Below are 19,600 nucleotides of genomic sequence, written 5' to 3'. Positions count from 1 at the left end.
TCAAGAAAAGCTCAGAAAATAGGCAGCTCCTTCCAGAATTCGGGCCGATCTTCAGTCCAGAATGTGTTCGGGAAATATACTGACTACGGTTTATAAACTAATATAAACCAGAGGTGGTTTTATGATGGCTCGATGGTTTCTTGTGCTAACTTTGGCAACGATTACTGCATGTACAGCTCCAAAGGCTGACGAGGCTGCAAGTGGTGACGACTCTGGTGATGATACCGCGCAAATGGAGGGTTCTCCCCTCTTTATACAAGTTTCTAGCAAATATGAAAACAGCGACCTCTATGCGAATCTAGGTAACTGCTATTTGGACTCGACGACCGTATTTCCGGCGACTAAAGCCTGCACAATTCGCGTCCCAGAGCTTCAGCTTCATTTCTCGGATCTTTCCTTTAGAGTAGGAACTGGCAGCACCGATACCTGCGCGCTCGTGTCCTTTCAACCTTACTACTATCGTAAATCCGACCAAGCAGGATTCGTGCCTGCCCCGGGTGTCGCCGCTGTTGATTGTACTGATAGCAGTCTTAAGGAGTGTTGGGGCGGAGCTGCACCTGCTATAATAGAAAATTTTCCGACGGTCGGAGGGTCTTATTTTTTGCCTGATGTGATGACCGAAACGACCTACAATCTTAAATCTTCAAATTCTCGCTATATTCTTGCTAGCGGCGACGACGCGTCACTTCTTACTAACGTTGGCGTTGCCAACAATCTCATCGATCTAGCAACTCCTGTAGTGTCACCGGCTTATGTGGGCGGTGGCGCCTATCAAGATTATCAAGTTACATGTGAAGATGAATGGGCCGAGGTTCTTTACGCTATCACACTCACAATCGCCGACGACGATACCGAGGCAACCCTCAACACTCCAGCAAAAGACCACTACTTCGATTGGGGCGGGCTCTAGAACCGCTTCTTGCTACGAATCCACAAACGTAAGGGCGTGAGTTCTCTTTCACTCAGGCCCACAAAGTTTCCTAACAACTTATGCATACCGTCTTGAGATTCCCCCTCCTCTTGCGAAACAATTCGCAAAGTCGGATTGGAAATGCCAATTTCTTTAAAGACTTCACTATGAATTTTAATCAAAGCTCCTGGCGCCGCATAGACATTGGACTTAATCGTACAACCGATCTCGGAAATCGACACGATTTCTGTCTTAGTTTCAAACTCAGCCTTCATGTTCACTGGCGCTTCGGCAAAGCGTGGAGTTTTGTCTTCTTTAGTTAATATAGTTCTAATTTTCGCCAATAACAAAGTCGGATCAATTGGTTTCACGACGTAGTCGTCAGCTCCTGCTTGGATCCCCTTTTCGACATCCGTTTTTTCACGCTTACCTGTTAACAAAATGACCGGTATTCTAGCCAAATGAGGTTGACCACGAATCGTTCGTACTAATGCCAAACCCGTACCACCAACAGACATCACGACGTCTGAAATGACCAAGTCAAAAGGTTCGCCATTCAACTTTGCCATTGCATCAATGGCGTTGGTGCAGGCAGTTACCAGATGATTCTCACTCCTCAACAATGCTTCCAAAGTCAGAAGAACACTTTGCTGATCATCTACGATAAGAATATGTGCCATAGACCTCTCCTACCCATTCCTTCTAAGCTGCTGCCTTAGTCAGATATTTTTGCAGTTCACTTAGACTCTTTTCAAATTGATCATCCATGGACTTCAGCAAAGGTTCCACGTCCTGGATGTTCTCAATGTCTTCAATATTCTGACAAATGTTTGCAAGCGCCGTCGCACCTAAAGTAGCGCTACTGGACTTCAAAGCATGAGCACTCTCTTGGATCTTTTCAAGATTTCCTTCTTTAAAGGCGCTTTGAATAGATTCTCGCAATCCCGGCGCTGACGCAAAGTAGTCTTCGATCAATGCCTGCGTCAGGCTCTTGTTATTAACCACGTAGTTTTTCAGTTTTAACAAAGCCCCTTCATCAAGGACTGCCGCAGTTGTTTTCAACCACTTATGTAAAACCTCAATCAGACGCTCAAGCTCTAAAGGCTTCGTTAAGAAATCATCCATTCCCATAGAGAAGCAAGTGGCCTTTTCACCACTAGTGCCTTCGGCTGTCAGCGCAACGATTGGCGTCTTCTCGCCTTTTTGCAACTCACGGATCTTCTTGGTTGCATCGTACCCAGTCATGATCGGCATCTGACAATCCATGAAAATAACGTCGTAGGATTTTGCGAGGGCCTTCTCAACTGCAACTTGCCCGTTATTGGCAACATCTACTTCAAGTCCCAACTTCTGCAGGTAAGTCACAGCAACACGCTGATTCACCGGCTGATCTTCTGCCAACAGAACACGTCCCTTGAAAATTGGCGCAAAACTATGCTCTTTCTGCGTTGGAATTTGCTCTGCCGTTGTTTCTGGCAATTCTACTGTAAACCAGAATGTAGATCCCAACCCTAATTTGCTATGCAAACCAATTTTCCCGCCCATCAACTCAACCAATTGATGACAGATTGAAAGACCTAACCCTGTGCCACCGTACTTCATGCCCGTTTTGGTCTGGAAGTACTTTTGGAAGAGAAGTTGGCTTTCCTCTTCGCTCATTCCGGGTCCTGTATCCATCACTGAAATTTTAAGCTCTGATTTACCACGAGTCGTCGTAAGACATTCCACAGTGATTTTGACATAGCCTGTTTCTGTAAACTTCACGGAGTTCCCGATCAAATTCACCAGAATCTGACGAAGACGCTCTGGGTCCCCAATATAATTCCATTCTTCACGCCCCAAGAAACTGACATCTAGCCCAATATTTTTTTCTCGGGTTGTTGGATGGAAAAGTTCTAAGACGTCCTCACACAAAAACTTCAAATCAAATGGGCGAACTTGCATTTGGATTTTTCCAGCTTCGATTTTGGAGTGGTCCAGAATGTCGTTAATTAAACGTAAAAGCGCGCCTGCGGATCGTTTGATCGTTCCAACATAATCTTTTTGTTCTTCATTCAATGATGTTTCAGCCAGCAAAGTCGTCATCCCGATAACGCCATTCATCGGGGTGCGAATTTCATGGCTCATAGCTGCTAAGAAGTCCGATTTTTTACGTGCAGTTTCTAGAGCCGATTCGCGTGCACGCAACCACTCCTGCTCCGTCGCTTTACGACGGCTAATATCACGGAAAACAACCAAAGCACCACGAATGCTACCATCGATATCACTCAGATAGCGGCTACTAATGCTAATATAAATTCCTTCAGGATGAAGCTCGTTATGTACAAGAATTTCAAGATCGTCGACGGGCTCTCCGCGCAAAGCGCGAGCAAATGGCATTTCCATCAATCCCAACTGCTGAAGGCTCGTAATGTCGAAAAATCCGAAATCGCGTGCATCTTCGTCGCTTGAAATGCTTTTTATTTTGCTGCCAATAATTCTTTGAGCTGCCGTATTGTAACGAGTAAATTGCCCACGTTCATCAATAACAATTAAGGCCTCACTGATGCTATTCAAAATTCCATCTAGCAAAATGGACTGAATTTTCAGCTCAGAAATATCTTGCTTTTGGTCTTCCAAATTTCTTTTTTGTAAACTGTGGCCCTTCAAAATACAGAAACAAGCCAGCAAAACTCCGCCCAAGAAATACCAAAGGGCCATTGGCAAGTTGAATCCAAAAACATTCAGTGGCTCTGAAGAGTTGTCACGGATATCCCGAATCATCTCGTCCATCGGAGCAATCACCTCTGAGACCTCGGTCTTATTTGCAAGACCACGATCTTGGGACCCATTTTGTCTCTGTACGATTCTCTCATTTAAGCTTAGAAAATAAGCTCTGGATCTTTTTTGAACTTCCGCAAATTTCTTATGTTGCGAAGGATATCGCTTAAACAAATCATTTAGTTCATTAAATTTTTTGCTGACCAATAGAATTTGCGCATTGTACTCATCAAGGTCTTTGCTTTTAGCGGTGTTGACATATTGGAGACTCGCTCGTGTCGCTTGATCAATTCTTTGTTTGCTCTCTTCCAAAAGCGACAGGCTGTAAATATCAATCTTCGAAGTGTTTTCACGGAAATAATAGAAGCACGACGCCACTAAGAGGATCACCCCAAAGTACGCACCAAATCGGCTTAGCAAAAAATGGAATAAAGAAGACTTTTCCATCAATTACATATCGGAGTGTGACGCCTTTTTGTTAACCGCTGGAAGATCATTTCAAGGCTTTGGCCCAGTCTAGACAGCACTGCCGAACTGCAAAGAAAACTCTTTGTATTTTAGAACTTTTGAGCGAATCGCTTTCTGTTCAAACTAGGCCCTTGTTAGAACTCATGAAAGAGCTATTTTTGAGGAGGCATCTATGTCCCATCTGCAACAATCCACTCATTCACCTTGGCAAAAACTTATAGGTCCAGTTTTCCCCCGTCTAAATTCAGATATCAAGACAGACGTCTGTGTCATCGGATCTGGAATCAGCGGGCTTACAACCGCGTACCTTTTGTTACAAAAAGGATTTCAAGTCGCTGTTATCGACAAAGAGTCTTTTGGGAACTGCGAAACAGGATTTTCAACTGCCCATATCACCTCGGCCCTGGATGACCGCTTTGCCCAACTACGAAGATGGCATGGTGACGATGGACTCCGCCTTGCATACGAAAGTCACCACGAAGCCATTAAACTGATTGAAAGAATTGTTAGAGACGAACATATCGAGTGTGAATTTGAGAAAGTTGATGGCTATCTTTTCCAGGGAGAACCCAATTCGACCGGGCCGTTGGATGTCGAGCTCGAAGCCATTCATGCTGCTGGTTTTACGGATGTGAAGCTCTTGGATCGAGCGCCCGTTTCTTTCTTCGAATCAGGTCCTTGCCTGCAGTTTCCGAATCAGGCTCAATTTCATCCGCTCAAATACTTGCAAGGTCTCCTTAGAGTCATTCGCAGATCGGGTGGTGAAGTCTATCAACAAACCAAAGCTGTGGAAGTTAAAGGCGGCCCATTAGCTTTTGTTAAAACTGAGCAAGGTTTTAAAATTTCCTGCCGTCACATTGTTGTTGCTACGAATGTCCCGATCAATGACCTAGTCACAATGCACACTAAAGAAGCTGCCTATCGCACCTACGTGATAGGCATGAAGGTTCCTCAAGGCGAAGTCACCCCTGCTCTTTTTTGGGATACTGAAGATCCTTACCACTACGTGCGTATTGAAAGAGTACCTGGTCAAGACTATGACCTTCTGATTGTCGGTGGTGAAGATCATCGTGTTGGTCAAAATGACAATCCTCAAAGACTGTATTTGAATCTCGAAGATTGGACTCGTCTACGTTTAGGTCTCACGGGTGAAATCGTTTATCGCTGGTCAGGACAGATCATCGAGCCTATTGATGGCTTAGCCTACATCGGTCGTAATCCCGGTGACGAAGACAATGTGTATATCGCTTCCGGAGATTCCGGCAACGGCATCACTCATGGCAGTGTAGCTGGAATGATCCTCAGTGATCTCATTGCAGGGCAAGTCAATCCTTGGGCCTCGCTCTATGATCCACGCCGCTTCAATTGGAAAGGCCTCGGTACTTATGCGCGCGAGAATTGGAAAGGCGCTAGTAAATACGCCGATTGGCTGACCGTACAGGACCGTCGACGCCCCGAAGAGTTACTGCCCGGCGAGGGCGCAATACTCAGTGATGGAATTGGCAAAATCGCCGTCTACCGCGACGAGGAAGGATACCTTCATGAATTTTCTGCAGCGTGCCCTCACTTAAAAGGAATGCTACATTGGAATTCGCTAGAGAAAACCTGGGACTGCCCTTTCCATGGATCCAGATTTAACCCCGTAGGCGAGGTGCTTAATGGCCCGGCCTTCTCGAATATGAGTCCTAAAGAGACTTCACATCTAACGACGCCTCCTTCAAAAAAACCAGAGCAGGAAAAGCCTTTGCAATAATTTTAGACAGGGTTCTAGCATAAATATATTTGATAAATCAGATTTATATGATAGCTAGAACCCTATGATAGCAACACCGACAGAGATCGAATATTTTCTAGAAGTCTACAACACCAAGCACATCTCTAATGCGGCGATCCGTTTAGCGATTACGCAGCCCACATTGACCCAAAGTCTCAAAAAGCTCGAAGAAAAACTTGGAGTGGATCTCTTTATCCGAACCAAACAAGGTGTTTTACCGACTGAATCTGGAAAAATATTTTATACAAAAGCGACCGCTCTGCAAGAGAGTTGGGAAACCATCCGCAATGATGTTCACAAAATTAAAAATGAAATTTCCGGTAAATTCAAAGTCGGTTGCCATACAGCGGTTGGAAGCTACGTATTGCCTCCGTTCTTGGACTCTCTTAACCGTGAGGCCCCTTCGCTTGAAATCACTCTCGTTCATGACTTTTCACGTAAAATTACAGAGCGTCTGATCGCTTATGAAATCGATATGGCTTACGTGATTAATCCCGTACGTCATCCAGATTTAGTTCTAGTGAAACTCGGCGATGACAAAATTACTTTCTGGAAAAAGAAGGGGCTTGCGCAGCCTCCAAAAAGGCTTCTTGTCGACAACGGAATCCCTCAAGTTGAAATTCTTATGGGAAAGACAAAAGGAAAGTTTAAAGACTGGAGTTTTCTTCAGTCTTCCAGTTTTGAGCTCATTAAAACTCTGACGATGGCAGGTCATGGCGTTGGAGTGCTGCCTGCTCGTATCGCAATGAGCAACTCGAATCTTGTTACTTTCGGTGAAGGTTTGCCAGTTTTTCATGACGAAATTTATTTGGCATATCGCAAAGAGGTCCTCGCAAGTCGTGCGGGTAAAGAGCTCATCCGTTTAGCAAAAATTCAGTTGGATGTTTAATGGCAGCAAAATTTCCTTGATTTCGTGATTCCTCGACAATGCTCGACTGAGAGCAGCTATAACGCTGGAACGGTGTATGAAGTCATTTTCATGCACTTTCCTCTTCTGCTTTCTGAGGACCTTCATAAATAATATGAAAAAATTGCAAATGGTGCCGATAAACCGATGCAAGTTTTGCTCCTATTGGCATCCTAGAATATGAAAAATCTAATCTTGTGGAACACTAATTTGCGAGCGGTATGAAGATAAAAAGACTGTGGAGTAACCTCTCAATATCAAACAAACTCTATATCGTCGTAGGGGTCATGGCCTTTCTCGTCGCGGCTGAACTCTTGACCTTGTTATTTGCGATGAACACGCTGTCTGCAGTACGCGCATTCGTCAACGGTGAAAGCCTTTGGTCGAAGGCCCAAAAAGAAGCCGTTATCAGTCTGCACGAATATGCTCGCACCAAAGACCCGAATTATTATGAAAAGTTCTTCTCTCACATCGATGTTATTCTTGGTGACAGGAATGGCCGCGAAGAAATGTACGGCAACGATCCGTACAATTATGAATATGTCTCTGACTCTTTCAAACAAGGCCTGAACCACCCCGACGACGTTCCGGGGCTTATCAATCTTTTAGATCGCTTTCGTAATGTCATCTATGTGAAAGAAGCCGTCACCCTGTGGTCCCAAGCCGACATCATGGTTGATCGGTTGGTCATCCTAGGGCAACAGCTACATTTGAATATTGCCTCTGGATCTTCCCGGGATGAGATTCGCGCGACACTCAATGAAATCGACGCCATCAATAGCGATTTGACAATCATGGAGTCCCGCTTCTCGACAGCTCTTGGCGAAGGTGGACGCTGGCTTCAAAACGTCCTTTTGCTAACTCTCTTCTTAGCGGTTCTCGCCGTAGAAACGACAGGTTTGATTCTCACGTTCTCTATCACTCGAGGGCTGACCCAACGCCTGCGTGAGCTCAATGATGGAGCTTCTAAACTCGGAGCCGGAAATCTAGAATTGCAGATTCCGATTCGTTCGCAAGATGACCTTGGCTCACTTGCCGAAACTCTGAACAAGATGGCCAGTGATTTGAAAAATAGCGAAAAAGCAAATCGGCTAAAGAGTCTGTTCCTGGCAAACATGAGTCACGAGATGCGCACTCCTCTGGGCGCGATCTTGGGTTTTACAAAGCTTTTACAAGATCCAAACCTGTCCCGCAAAGAGCGCGAAGAGTACGTTGGCTTTATCGAAAAGACCGGCGAATCCCTGACGAAGATTATCAACGATATTCTAGATCTGTCTAAAGTTGAAGCTGGCTACCTTGAAATTGAAAAACACAGTTTCTCTTTACGCGCGCTCTTAAAAGAAGTCTGCGTGTTATGTGAAGCTAAACTTGGAAAAAAACAAGTTTCCGTCCTTTTGGACATCAAAGAACCTTTTCCAGATTATATCCACACAGACCCACAACGTTTGCAGCAGATTCTGATGAATCTTCTCAGCAATGCTATCAAGTTCACAGAACATGGCTTTGTGAAAATCGAATGCAGTTCCAAAGGCAATTCTTTGTGTTTCCGCATTCGCGATAGCGGCGTTGGAATCGCTTCAGACAAACAACACCTTCTCTTCAAAACCTTCAGCCAAATTGACAATTCTCTTTCTCGCAAACACGAAGGAACCGGATTGGGTCTGGTGCTCTCACGTCATTTGGCTCGAATGCTGAGTGGTGATGTGATTCTGGAAAGCAGTACGCCAGGCCGAGGCAGTACTTTCACAGTGAACTTGCCATTTGAAATTCCTGTAGAGCCTCAACAAGAGAAGCAATCTCAAGACGCTACGAATTTAGCTTTGTCGCAAGTCCAAGGAAAATCTGTTCTCCTGGTCGATGACTCTGAGATCAACCGCCTCTTACTGAACCGAATTCTTTCAAATCATAAAATGCTTGTCACTCAAGCTGACAATGGTGAAGAGGCCATCGCTAAAGCCCGTAGTGCTGACTACGATGTAATCTTAATGGACGTGCAAATGCCTATCATGGACGGTCGCACTGCTACACAAACCTTGCGGTCGACAGGATACAAAAAGCCAATCATTGCATTAACCGCGCACGCTATGAAAGAAGATCGTGATCGCTGCATCGAAGCCGGATGCAATGACTACCTCACCAAGCCTGTAGATTTTGAGCTGCTCTTCAGAACTTTAGCAAAGTATGTTGTTTAGATAGCTGGAAATTTTCGTCACAAATAAGTTCCCAAACAATGATCTGACATCATCAACAGATAGTTTAACATAAAAGGCACATTCACTTTCAATCATGAAGGAGAGGACTATGGATTTAGTCAGTGCTTTAAAAAAAGACCATCAAAGTCTCAAGAAACTTTACTCAGCAGGTTTACAGAAAAAAACGACGCTTGAAGAGAAGAAGCGAATCTTCAAAAAGCTCTCCGTCCTTGTCCCTGCCCATTCCAAAAGTGAAGAGCAAGCTCTTTACTCAAACATTACGGAACTGAGTCGCATCGAACATTTTGCGTATGAGGGATTCGAAGAGCATCACCTTGTGGATCAACTCATAAGAGAGCTAAAAACTGTTCGCGAAAATCATGTATGGGAAGCTAAGTTCACTGTCGTATGTGAGCTATTACAGCATCATATTGATGAGGAAGAAAAAGATCTTTTTCCAAAGATTAATAAAATGCTCAGCCCGGATATACGTAAAGAATTAGGTAAGGAGTACCGAGAACTCTTTAGCGAGCACTCAAAATCACCGCAGAAAGAGCAAGAAAGTAAATACATCCCTACTCATGCAGCTCACTAGTCCTTAACAGACTCTTTCTCTAAAACGCTAAAGAACTGAACGCTTAAGCAAAAAACATCGTTCAGATTACTGCTTTTAGAGAAACGAGTCGCAAAATCGCGTCGAAAGTTCTGCAGATATTTTTTAGCAGAGGGCAAATCTTTGCGATTGATCGAAAAAACAGTCGATGACATCTCGCGCTCTTCAATCGAGTAGAGCGCCAATGCCTTGTGGGCTTTCTCAAGAATTTGAGCGTGGAAACGACGAACTGCCTCAGAGGCCTTTCCATCGCCAACGGACGTCACATCCCCTGTTGGAACCAAACGTCCCTCTTTCTCAAAGATCAAATCCAATCTCTCTAATCTTTGCAGCGAAGCATGCGCTTCATCTTTAGAAATTCCAAGACGTGCAGCCAGTATATGGCTGCTCTCAAAAGAGTGGGCTTCAATCTCGAGAAGCTCCAAAAGTGCTAAATGATGCCACTCGGAGATCGTCAGAAAAGCATCATCCTGAATTTCTTGCGCAACTTGGCTCAAGCGCTTTTGCACAGCTGCTTTGGCTTTTTTCTTGGCAACATCACTGCGCGCAAATTTCATTGTGAACAAATCAGCAAAATGTTGGCATTGAGCTTCACTGAGACTCAGGCGCTGCCCGACGTCTAAAGCGCGCTCCGAAGACAATCCGTATTTTCCCTTCATAAGCTCTGTTAGAGTAGAGATCGCCAAGCCCAAATCTCGGGCGAAAGCACGCTGAGAATAGCTAGGATTCCTAGCAACTCGCTTCTCGAAAGCTTCCTTGAGGTATTTACGATAGTCTTCATAATAGACACTGGTATTCTTCACATCTATTGCATACCTTCAGAAAATTGAAATCTCAATCACTCACTTTGTCCACATTGACGAGCGTCGAAAGCCCTCCCAGCGCGAGTATGCTCGGATGTGTTCGGCTGATAATCGGATTTTTCCGAAAGAAATCAAAGGTCTAAGATTATAGATTTTAAATTTCGAAAAACTAAGTAGGAATACCCGTATACTTAATGAATGCGTACTTTACCCAAAGTTTTTTCTTCGAGCTCATCCGGTTTGAGAATGATCGGCTGCATTTTGATCATAAAACCCACGGAATAACTTCCCATCGAGCTGAGATAGTCTCCTGCAATTTCATTTTTGACTGCATTAATATCTCGACGCTCTTCTCCAAGGCGGATCTGAGCTGCATTATCCAACTCCCAACACAAACGAATCAACATAGCTTCTTCAACGATTTTATCGGAGTTGATTTTATTAGGAAAACCTTTTTGATCCGCACGCTCATGGCTCTGCAGAATCATTGATTTGATCGCCTCTGAAAATGGCAGTTTTCTAGAAAGACATTGGTTAAGACTATAGATCGGATGCTTACTGTATTCCATTTTTTCTTCGTCGTGCATATCTTGAACTCGATTCTCTCGGATTTTGGCAGAGGTCGACGGAGACAACTCCAGATACCCCACGTCCGCTAACAAGGCACCAATCATCACCTCTTTTGGATCACCCGTTTTTGAAAGAGAGCTTAAAAGCCCTGCATATGCCGCAATCGCCGGAGCTCTCTCTAAAGAACCAAAATCACCCACTGCAGAGCTGTTAATCACGACCCAAGGATTCTGAACATGAGTCAAAGAATCTAACAGTTCCGTCGCAAAGGCCTCGCAGGTTCCGTACATCTCTTTCCCAAGCGCAAACGAGGCCGCCGAGCTTTGATCGCTGATCATCAGAGCTAATTCTAAAAAAGACTGGTTGAGCTGCAAAAAACGCAACCGACATTTTCTGAGCAGACTCTGACTGTCGTCAGCTTCAAACCCATGAGAATATTCTACCCACTTTGCTAAATCCTGGCGGCGTAAATAAAACTCTCCGACATCCTGATACTTTTGCAGAAAGTCTTCCCGAATAATAACTCCAGGTTTCGCAACTTTAAGAAACTTCTTATTCACGGGCATTAAGTGAAATAACGGAAAATCCACCTCAGTTCCTGGCACTAGATCGACATTCTTTACAGGAATGTAGGCCGACCTAATCACTTGCGAGGTCACAAACTCAAGTTTACTTGAAGCATAAAATTCATTTTCCATCATTACCAACGAGGCTCCCGAGGCCTTGATGATACGTGCATCTTCGGGTCTCAACTTCGAGTTCATGACAATGATAATGTAACTGTCGGCAGCCATCTGACATGCCACTTGGGTCATTCCCGCAGCTTCATTTGATTTTTCAATTTTTCCGCAATCGAGGATGATGCAAGTGACGCCTTTAAAGGCCTCGCCTTTTTCAAAAAAGACATCGACGCTCTCAAAGGTTTCATATTCAAAACCGAAAACACGAGCCACGTCCGTCGCTCGCTGTAGGAAACGTGAATCCGAAGACACAACAGCTAAATCGATAGATTTCATACACCCGCCAAGACTTAAGCCTGGGTGCTGCTTAAATCTTGAGCAAGATGTTATTCGACAGAATGGATTCTAACTAATTAGAAAGTGATGGAACTTTCTTCGGTTTCTGGCTTATCGCCCACCATAATCTTACGAGTCACGCGAATTACAACACGACGGTTTTTTGCACGCCCTTGGTAATTTCCGTTATTCGCGATAGGACGACTTTCTCCGTATCCGATGGCTTGGAAGTCAACTTTGTTGAGTTCCGGCATGTGATCTTTCAAATAAGTCTTCACCGTATTCGAGCGAGCCTGACTGAGCTTTTGATTGTAAGCTTCGGCGCCCACAGAATCCGTATGCCCCTCAACCAAGATTTTCTGTACATTTGGAGTCGCGCGAATCATCTGCACAACAGTATCTAGATTTTTGAAGGAACTTGGATCCAACTCTGTCGAGTCAAACTTGAAGCGAAGGAACGTCAGAGTGAAGTTTTGAACCTTTGGAAGATTTCTTACGTCACGCATTGGCTGAGGTGCTGCCGCCAAAGGGCTCTTTCCCCACACAGGACCGAACGCATAGTTTACACCAGAATACACACGCCATGCCGGAGTGCCCGTACCGTGATAGATTTCAGTACCGCCACCCACGTGAAAGGCAAGGCTTGTCGTCAAATCATATTTCACTCCGAACAGAGCCTCTAAAGAAGACCTTTCACGATCGGAAACGTTTTGAGTAAGAGCATCACCACTTTTCCCATTGGGATAGCTTCCGTAAATCTCTCCGATCAGCTTCGTGTCCAAACTAGAGAGCAAGTAGCTCGCTGCCATTGAGTAAATCCATTGATTTGGCAGTGGAGAAATTCCATAAGTCGTCGCAAGACTACTACCCGGAGAACGCCAGCGGTGACCAAAGTTAAATCCTAGTAAGATATCATTTAGCATGATGTCGGCAGCGACTTCTAAATTGAAAGTTGGGCCCGGACCATCACCGGTGTAAGGGTTATTTTCAACCAAACTTTTATCGACGGACGCGATAGCCGCCCATCCCCAGCTCTCACCGTTAAAGAAACGGTACTTGGTATTCATACGCTGGCCAGTCACACCCGTTTGACTATAACGTCCGAGCTGCCCGCCGTCGTCGACTTGTTGAGACCACAAGTACGGAAAAGAGAATCCAATATCCCAGTTCGGCGCAAGACCCACTCCAAAATTCAAGTCAGAAGAAAGAAGGCGGTCATTGAACCTTGTGCGCGTTGCTCCGGCACCACCAACTCCGTAGAGATATGGAAGAGTATTCACAGCGTAATTCAGAAAAAAACCAATATTCACAATGCCGGGCTCTAGAGTCGCCGACGAGTGAACCGTCACAAAATCAAGACCATTCGTGGTCGGATTGAAGGTCTGAGAGTCGGTCCCAAGTACGTTTGCTTGGGACATTTGGCATTGAATAAAGACAAAAACTAGAACGAGTATTTTTTTGTAAAAGCTCATGAGGAAATTATCACTAAACTTTCACCGAACAGTCACGCGTTAAGTTTGTTTATGTTCTCTTATAATCATCCTGATATCGAACGATGTCATCCTCGCCGAAATAAGTTCCTAACTGAACCTCCACAAACTCGATCATCTCGTCAGAGGTATTACGAATTCTGTGTTTAGCTCCAATAGGGATGAAAACATGGCTGCCCGCTTTGACCGGAATCACCTGGTCGTTTAGTACGACCTCACCTTGCCCACGAGTAATAATCCAGTGCTCAGCTCGTTTACTGTGAGACTGGTAGGAAATCTGTGATCGCGGATTTACAGTGATCACTTTTGATTTAAAATGGTCGGTATCACGCAAAATCTCAAAGGCCCCCCATGGGCGCTTTTCAAAAACGTGATCTTTAGTCAAACTAGAGCCCTGCTTTTGCAAGACCTCTACTACTTGCTTCACTTCCTGAGATTGGCCTTTTTTGACGACCATCATCGCATCCGCGGTGTCGACCAAAATGAGATCTTCTGTACCTACAAAGGAATACATTTTCCCTTCACGACCAAAAACGAAGTTATGCTTGCCTTTGATTTCTAAAGGGCCGTCAGACCCCTGCCCATCAACGACATCTACAACTGCGTCCCAAGACCCAACATCGCTCCATGCCATATCCGCAGGCACACAAGACAGTTCGTCTGAGCTCAATTTCTCCATAATCGCGTAATCGATAGAGATATTCGGAAACTGCGCATAAACTTCGTCAAGATTGCTCAAATCAGCCTTTAACTGACTGGCGATCTTGTAAATATCCGGCTGTAACTTTTGGAATTTTTCAAGCATCACTTTCGCTTTAAAAATGAACATGCCCGCATTCCAGAAGAAATCTCCAGATGCCAAGAATTTCTCTGCAGTCTCCAGAGACGGTTTTTCATGGAACTTTAAAACTTTATTCGAAGCTTTGTCTTTTTGGATATACCCGTATCCAGTAGCTGGATGATCAGGCTTAATTCCTAAAGTGACGATCGCGCCGTTTTGCGCGAGTTTTTCTGCACTACGTACGGCCTGATAAAAGGACTCTTTATTTTGAATTAGGTGATCCGATGGGAATACCCCTACGACTTCCTCACCCAATCCACGCGTTACCAACACTTGAGCAAGAACTGCAACGGCAGGAGCTGTGTTTTTAGCAACCGGTTCGTAGATGGTGCTTACGTTTTGCAAATTCAATTCTTTCAAATTTGCTTCAGTCAGAGTCTTTAAACCAGAACCCGTCACAATCCACAAAGGTCCTAAACCTTGGCAGCGCTTCAGAGTTAAGCTTTGCAAGGAGTCATCAAAAAGATCACAAAATTGTTTAGGAAAATTTGCGCGGGAAACTGGCCACAAACGGGTGCCACTGCCACCTGAAAGTATAACTGGAATCAAAAGATCCTCCTGACAAAAGCCCATAAAAGCAAATGACCTTGAAATCGTCTACTAATAGCCACACATTGATTCAGATCGTCATCCAAATCTGAGTCTTATTCACGACAGTGTCGATGAAAACCCACAAAATACCAGCGATGAATCAAGAATTTAGACTGTTTTTTCGTCGTGGAAAATTGGACTTTCTGTGACGATCCAGACATAATCTAAGCTTCATCAGGAGGATTTTTTCATGAGTATTCCATTTATTGACCTCAAGGCTCAGTACAAGGCCCTTAAAAGTTCTATCGATTCTCGCATTCAAAAAGTTTTAGATCATGGCGCTTACGTGAATGGTCCTGAAGTCGCCGAACTCGAAACAAAATTGGCACAACACACAGGCACAAAATATGCCCTTGCATGCGCAAGCGGTACAGACGCTTTGGTCATTCCAATGATGGCTTTGGGAATCGGCCCTGGTGATGAGGTTATTACAACGGCATTCTCGTTTATCGCAACTGCTGAAACAATTTGCTTAGTTGGCGCAAAACCGATCTATGTCGACATCGATCCTGCAACTTACAACATCGATATAAAGGCCATTGAAAAAGCAATCACTCCTAAAACAAAAGCTATCATTCCTGTTTCTTTATACGGCCAAATGGCTGACATGGATGAGATCAATGCATTAGCCAAAAAGCACAATCTTCATGTGATTGAAGACGCGGCTCAAAGCTATGGTGCCTCTTACAAAGATCGTAAATCCAGCAATGCATCTATCGTAGGCGCCACAAGCTTCTTCCCTGCAAAACCTCTTGGTTGCTATGGTGACGGTGGCGCGATCTTCACGAATGATGAGAAGCTGAACAAAGCAATGAAAGAGATCCGCGAGCACGGTTCAGAGACTCGCTACTACCACACACGCCTTGGCGTGAACGGTCGTTTGGATACAATTCAATGTGCTATTCTTCTTTCAAAACTTGAAAGATACGATTGGGAAGTTGAGCAAAGACAAAAAATTGCAGACCGTTACAATTCTGCTTTTGCAGCGATCAAAACTCCAGGCTTTGTTGTTCCTTTAGTAAAATCTGACCGAAAGAGCGTTTGGGCGCAGTATACTTTGGCTGTTCCAAACCGCGCAGACTTCCAAAAGAAGCTGACGGATGCAGGCGTACCAACTTCTGTTCACTACCCTCGCACAATGCCAGATCAACCTTGGTATAAAGAAAACACTCCATGTACTCATGACATTAGCAAGGCTCGCCATGCTGCGGATCATGTGATTAGCTTGCCAATGTATCCGGATATGGATACAGCAACTCAGGATAAAATTATCGCGGCTGTTATCAGCGCAATGAAATAAGGAAATTCCTATGTCGACCACGGGTTTTAATGCTCTTGAAAAAACAGTGACCCTTCAGACCTCTCAAGGAAATATCACTTGGGGGGACGGAAAGAATTTTGTCCTCTTTGCCGGCCCAGACATCATCGAAGACGAAGGAATGGTGCTCGAAACTGGTAAAGAAATCCAAAGAGTCACCAAGGCCTTAGGCATCCCGTGGATTTTAAAATGCTCATTCGACAAGGCCAACCGTCAAAGCCTCGGAAGCTTCCGCGGCCCTGGCGCCGACAGTGCCTTGAAAAGCCTTGAGAAAATCAAGACGGCACTCAACTGCCCGCTTTTGACGGATGTTCATGAAACCATTCAAGTAGAAGATACGGCAAAAGTTGCTGATGTTTTGCAAATCCCTGCATTTTTGTCTCGTCAGACAGACCTGCTCGTTGCAGCAGCTAAAACTCAGAAGGTCATTCATATCAAGAAGGGTCAGTTCCTAGCGCCTTGGGATATGAAAGCCATTGCAAATAAAGCCGTTGCCGCTGGCAACAATAAACTTCTCTTGTGTGAGCGCGGTACTACATTCGGATACAATCGTTTAATCAACGATATGACCGGCCTTGTGGAAATGCGTAAACTTGGCTTCCCAGTGATTATGGATGCTACTCACTCAACCCAACTTCCTGGCGCTACCGGCGAAAGCAGTGGCGGTCGCGGAGAGATGGTATGGCCTTTAGCGCGCGCTGCAATGGCTGTTGGTGTGGATGGAATCTTCTTGGAAACTCATCCAAATCCAGAAGTCGCATTGTGCGATGGTCCGACCTCATTGCCATTAAAAAACTTGGAAGCGATGCTCAAGAATCTACAAAAGATCTGGCAATCTCACTTCTAATTTGCTTAATTAAGCCATGCGAAAAAAAGCCAAAAACCTTATAGTTCAAGCACTCAAGGTGGTCCTTGCCTTGGGTCTTATCATTTGGCTTGTTCAATCCGGCAAACTCAATTTTAAAGCATTGGCCAACCTTCTTCAGCCTCAATATCTTGCTGCTGGATTTTGTTTAATTTTTGCGAACATGTATTTAACCAGCGAACGCTGGCGCATGCTCTTACAAACTCAAGACCACCATCAAAACTCTTGGCAGACCTTCAAGCTAACCATGATCGGCATCTTTTTTAATTTTGCAGTTCCAGGTGGTGTTGGTGGAGATTTGGTCAAAGCTTTCTATTTCACGAAAGATCATCCTGAATCCAAAATGATCGCTGCAACTAGCGTCCTTATGGACCGTGTGCTAGGTCTATATGCAATGATACTAATGGCGTTGTTTGCAATGCTTTTGGACTGGAATCACGTCCAAGATCACCCAACCCTTCGACTTTTGTGGACTGCGATTCTTATTTTGTTCGTGGTGGCAACAATGGGTCTCGGTATGATTTTCTCGCAAAAGCTCTACGACCGCGGCAGTTTTAAACGCTTGCTTCTAAAGTTGCCAGGAAACTCAAAGACAACTCGTATTTATGAATCACTGCACATGTATGGCCGCAACTACAAATACCTCATTGCAAGTGTGATTATCAGCCTTTTGGCACAAACTTTTTCAATCTTGTTCATGATTCTTGCGGGCACAGCTTCAGGCCTTGGCGCCGAGATGAAGTGGCAAACCTATTTCCTTGTTGCCCCGTTGGGATTCATGGCGACAGCCGTTCCTATTTCTCCTGCGGGCGTGGGCGTCGGACAAGCGGCGTTCTATTTCTTGTTTAATATCTACACGGGCCATCCAACAGATTTGGGCCCTACAACCATCACGGCCTTGCAGGTTGCACAATTCCTATCAGGACTTCTTGGCGCTTATTTCTATATGCAAAGAAAAGAGCGCGTTCCTGAAAAAGTCAGTCAGAATTAGAAGCTATCTCATAAATTCAAAGTCAAGGCGCGAGGAGGAAGCTGTACATAGCGTACTGCAACGACGACAGAAATAGCAGGATGCTATTTCTGAGCTTTAGCCGAAGGCAAGGGCAGGAGCCCGCTGCAACAACGCGGGATTTGGATTTATGAGATAGCTTCTAAAAAGAAATCTCTGAGAAATTAGATATTAGTTGATACTGAAAATCAGTGTGAGTTTTCTTAAACTCTTCAAGCTTCGCAATTTCACCGGTTTGTTTTTCAGAAGTCACCAAATAGAGCTTACGAACTCCACAGTGAAACGCAGGAATCAAATCCGTCGCACTATCACCCACCATCAAAGAATCTGGGAAAGAAACCCCTAACTCTTCTTCGGCATGTTTGAACATTCCAACTTCAGGTTTACGAAAGTGCGGACGAGATTTAGCTTGGGTAAATGCAGTTCCCTCATAAAAAGGAGCGCACAAAGCTAGATCCACCCACTCGCCTTGAGCGGCCAAAAGCTGACAAATTTTCTGATGAACTTTGCGATAGTCCGTCCAAGAAAAATAACCACGACCCAATCCAGATTGGTTGCTGACGATAGTTACCCACAGACCTTGAGCATGAGCTTTTTTTAATAGCTCTATAATTCCGGGTTTCAGAGTAATTTTACTTAAATCTGTATTATAAGGAATATCGTGAACGATCACCCCATCGCGGTCTAAAAACAAACAGCGTTGATGACCAAAACCTTCCAGGGATTTCTCGTTCGCCGACATTAGAAGTATTTTACCAGTCCGGCTTCCACTAAAGCCTTCTCGATCATGAAGCACAGAGTGTGATAGGTCACAATGTGAGCCTCTTGAATATTCGCAGTATTCGCTCCAGGAGCGATGATGTAATGATCCGCCAAGCCCATTTGCTTGATCTTCCCGCCATCTTTTCCAGATAGTAAGATGCTTTTAGCCCCTACTTTGCGGCAAGCTTCTAGAGCCGTAATGATATTGCTAGAGTTGCCTGATGTTGTGATAGCCAAGAAAGTATCTTCTGGCTTCATCAATCCCATCACTTGACGAGAAAAGATATGATCATAACCATAATCGTTACCAACCGCCGTCAAAAATGAGGTATCCACCGTCAAAGCAAAAGCGCGAATTGGGGTACGATCTTTCGCAAGCTTTCCTACAAGTTCCGCAGAAATATGCTGAGCATCTGCTGCCGAGCCGCCGTTACCCGCGATATACATGCAGCCGCCCTTTTTATAGGATTCGACGATCGTGTTTATTGCGCCTGCAAAGCTATTAATGACTTCTTCAGATTGAGCAAGGGCCTGCATATTTTGAGCGGCCATTTGATAACTTTCACGAATATAAGCTTTATAATCCACGGGAACCTCACTTGCCTACAATACTATCAAAAAACATCCTTGGAAGCATCTGAAAGCTCACCTCGAACAAATCTCTACTCGCTGCGAAAAGACAAAAGATTGCCAATGTTTAGGTCCATTTCT

At 44.7% G+C, this 19,600-nt stretch carries 16 protein-coding genes; 8 read left to right on the top strand and 8 right to left on the bottom strand.

What is annotated here, in order from left to right:
- Positions 1-121: 121 nt before the first annotated feature.
- Positions 122-910, top strand: coding sequence for a hypothetical protein (locus tag ACLWBB_RS04600; RefSeq protein WP_413290395.1), 789 nt, complete (start codon positions 122-124; stop codon positions 908-910).
- Here ACLWBB_RS04600 and ACLWBB_RS04595 read toward each other — a convergent pair.
- Together ACLWBB_RS04595 and ACLWBB_RS04590 are read right to left on the bottom strand one after the other, a co-directional pair.
- A complete protein-coding gene (locus tag ACLWBB_RS04595; protein ID WP_413290394.1) occupies positions 907-1,590 on the bottom strand; it encodes a response regulator in 684 nt (227 codons plus the stop codon). The two genes, ACLWBB_RS04600 and ACLWBB_RS04595, sit on opposite strands and share 4 nt — an antisense overlap.
- A gap of 22 nt (positions 1,591-1,612) precedes the next feature.
- Positions 1,613-4,117: an ATP-binding protein gene (locus tag ACLWBB_RS04590; protein WP_413290393.1), complete on the bottom strand. Its 2,505-nt coding sequence runs from the start codon at positions 4,115-4,117 to the stop codon at positions 1,613-1,615.
- A 193-nt stretch (positions 4,118-4,310) separates the two neighbouring features.
- On the opposite strand from ACLWBB_RS04590, the gene ACLWBB_RS04585 reads away from it, so the two are divergent.
- The 4 genes from ACLWBB_RS04585 (at position 4,311) to ACLWBB_RS04570 (ending at position 9,606) form a co-directional block, all read left to right on the top strand.
- Positions 4,311-5,891 (top strand): FAD-dependent oxidoreductase, encoded by a 1,581-nt coding sequence (locus ACLWBB_RS04585; RefSeq protein ID WP_413290392.1) that lies wholly within the window; start codon positions 4,311-4,313, stop codon positions 5,889-5,891.
- Between the two features lie 64 nt (positions 5,892-5,955).
- Complete coding sequence (locus tag ACLWBB_RS04580) at positions 5,956-6,801, top strand: LysR family transcriptional regulator (RefSeq protein ID WP_413290391.1); 846 nt, start codon at positions 5,956-5,958, stop codon at positions 6,799-6,801.
- A 305-nt stretch (positions 6,802-7,106) separates the two neighbouring features.
- Complete coding sequence (locus ACLWBB_RS04575) at positions 7,107-9,011, top strand: response regulator (protein ID WP_413290390.1); 1,905 nt, start codon at positions 7,107-7,109, stop codon at positions 9,009-9,011.
- 109 nt (positions 9,012-9,120) lie between these two features.
- Positions 9,121-9,606 carry a hemerythrin domain-containing protein gene (locus ACLWBB_RS04570; RefSeq protein WP_413290389.1) on the top strand — a complete coding sequence of 162 codons (486 nt, stop codon included), beginning with the start codon at positions 9,121-9,123 and terminating at the stop codon, positions 9,604-9,606.
- On the opposite strand, the gene ACLWBB_RS04565 is transcribed toward ACLWBB_RS04570, so the two are convergent.
- The 4 genes from ACLWBB_RS04565 to ACLWBB_RS04550 all read right to left on the bottom strand — a co-directional run bounded on the left by ACLWBB_RS04565 (position 9,603) and on the right by ACLWBB_RS04550 (position 14,893).
- On the bottom strand, positions 9,603-10,427 hold the full coding sequence (locus ACLWBB_RS04565) for a TIGR02147 family protein (RefSeq protein ID WP_413290388.1): 825 nt from the start codon (positions 10,425-10,427) through the stop codon (positions 9,603-9,605). The two genes, ACLWBB_RS04570 and ACLWBB_RS04565, sit on opposite strands and share 4 nt — an antisense overlap.
- A 191-nt stretch (positions 10,428-10,618) precedes the next feature.
- A complete protein-coding gene (locus ACLWBB_RS04560; protein WP_413290387.1) occupies positions 10,619-12,013 on the bottom strand; it encodes an HD domain-containing phosphohydrolase in 1,395 nt (464 codons plus the stop codon).
- 77 nt (positions 12,014-12,090) lie between these two features.
- Complete coding sequence (locus tag ACLWBB_RS04555; protein ID WP_413290386.1) at positions 12,091-13,485, bottom strand: OmpA family protein; 1,395 nt, start codon at positions 13,483-13,485, stop codon at positions 12,091-12,093.
- Positions 13,486-13,534: 49 nt separating this feature from the next.
- On the bottom strand, positions 13,535-14,893 hold the full coding sequence (locus tag ACLWBB_RS04550; RefSeq protein ID WP_413290385.1) for a mannose-1-phosphate guanylyltransferase/mannose-6-phosphate isomerase: 1,359 nt from the start codon (positions 14,891-14,893) through the stop codon (positions 13,535-13,537).
- Between the two features lie 238 nt (positions 14,894-15,131).
- Here ACLWBB_RS04550 and ACLWBB_RS04545 point away from each other — a divergent pair, with 238 nt between their 5' ends.
- The 3 genes from ACLWBB_RS04545 to ACLWBB_RS04535 are packed head-to-tail and all read left to right on the top strand — an operon-like array spanning position 15,132 to position 18,109.
- Positions 15,132-16,235, top strand: coding sequence for a DegT/DnrJ/EryC1/StrS family aminotransferase (locus ACLWBB_RS04545; protein ID WP_413291586.1), 1,104 nt, complete (start codon positions 15,132-15,134; stop codon positions 16,233-16,235).
- Between the two features lie 10 nt (positions 16,236-16,245).
- Positions 16,246-17,100: a 3-deoxy-8-phosphooctulonate synthase gene (gene kdsA / locus ACLWBB_RS04540; protein WP_413290384.1), complete on the top strand. Its 855-nt coding sequence runs from the start codon at positions 16,246-16,248 to the stop codon at positions 17,098-17,100.
- A 16-nt stretch (positions 17,101-17,116) separates the two neighbouring features.
- Positions 17,117-18,109 carry a lysylphosphatidylglycerol synthase transmembrane domain-containing protein gene (locus ACLWBB_RS04535; protein WP_413290383.1) on the top strand — a complete coding sequence of 331 codons (993 nt, stop codon included), beginning with the start codon at positions 17,117-17,119 and terminating at the stop codon, positions 18,107-18,109.
- A gap of 160 nt (positions 18,110-18,269) precedes the next feature.
- Here the strand turns inward: ACLWBB_RS04535 and ACLWBB_RS04530 are convergent, their stop codons facing one another.
- On the bottom strand, positions 18,270-18,869 hold the full coding sequence (locus tag ACLWBB_RS04530; RefSeq protein ID WP_413290382.1) for a D-glycero-alpha-D-manno-heptose-1,7-bisphosphate 7-phosphatase: 600 nt from the start codon (positions 18,867-18,869) through the stop codon (positions 18,270-18,272).
- Complete coding sequence (locus tag ACLWBB_RS04525) at positions 18,869-19,477, bottom strand: SIS domain-containing protein (RefSeq protein ID WP_413290381.1); 609 nt, start codon at positions 19,475-19,477, stop codon at positions 18,869-18,871. Before ACLWBB_RS04525 ends, ACLWBB_RS04530 begins: the two co-directional genes overlap by 1 nt.
- Positions 19,478-19,600: the final 123 nt, after the last annotated feature.

It is taken from the genome of Bdellovibrio sp. HCB337, from assembly GCF_047302465.1.
Lineage (GTDB): Bacteria > Bdellovibrionota > Bdellovibrionia > Bdellovibrionales > Bdellovibrionaceae > JACMRP01.
This window is presented reverse-complemented; position numbering and strand designations above follow the sequence as displayed.

What these genes read in the sequence shown, in the direction of transcription:
- ACLWBB_RS04600 (WP_413290395.1), top strand. Translation starts at nt 122, where the DNA reads ATGATGGCTCGATGGTTTCTTGTGCTAACTTTGGCAACGATTACTGCA.
- ACLWBB_RS04595 (WP_413290394.1), bottom strand. Translation starts at nt 1,590, where the DNA reads ATGGCACATATTCTTATCGTAGATGATCAGCAAAGTGTTCTTCTGACT.
- ACLWBB_RS04590 (WP_413290393.1), bottom strand. Translation starts at nt 4,117, where the DNA reads ATGGAAAAGTCTTCTTTATTCCATTTTTTGCTAAGCCGATTTGGTGCG.
- ACLWBB_RS04585 (WP_413290392.1), top strand. Translation starts at nt 4,311, where the DNA reads ATGTCCCATCTGCAACAATCCACTCATTCACCTTGGCAAAAACTTATA.
- ACLWBB_RS04580 (WP_413290391.1), top strand. Translation starts at nt 5,956, where the DNA reads ATGATAGCAACACCGACAGAGATCGAATATTTTCTAGAAGTCTACAAC.
- ACLWBB_RS04575 (WP_413290390.1), top strand. Translation starts at nt 7,107, where the DNA reads ATGGCCTTTCTCGTCGCGGCTGAACTCTTGACCTTGTTATTTGCGATG.
- ACLWBB_RS04570 (WP_413290389.1), top strand. Translation starts at nt 9,121, where the DNA reads ATGGATTTAGTCAGTGCTTTAAAAAAAGACCATCAAAGTCTCAAGAAA.
- ACLWBB_RS04560 (WP_413290387.1), bottom strand. Translation starts at nt 12,013, where the DNA reads ATGAAATCTATCGATTTAGCTGTTGTGTCTTCGGATTCACGTTTCCTA.
- ACLWBB_RS04555 (WP_413290386.1), bottom strand. Translation starts at nt 13,485, where the DNA reads ATGAGCTTTTACAAAAAAATACTCGTTCTAGTTTTTGTCTTTATTCAA.
- kdsA (WP_413290384.1), top strand. Translation starts at nt 16,246, where the DNA reads ATGTCGACCACGGGTTTTAATGCTCTTGAAAAAACAGTGACCCTTCAG.
- ACLWBB_RS04535 (WP_413290383.1), top strand. Translation starts at nt 17,117, where the DNA reads ATGCGAAAAAAAGCCAAAAACCTTATAGTTCAAGCACTCAAGGTGGTC.
- ACLWBB_RS04530 (WP_413290382.1), bottom strand. Translation starts at nt 18,869, where the DNA reads ATGTCGGCGAACGAGAAATCCCTGGAAGGTTTTGGTCATCAACGCTGT.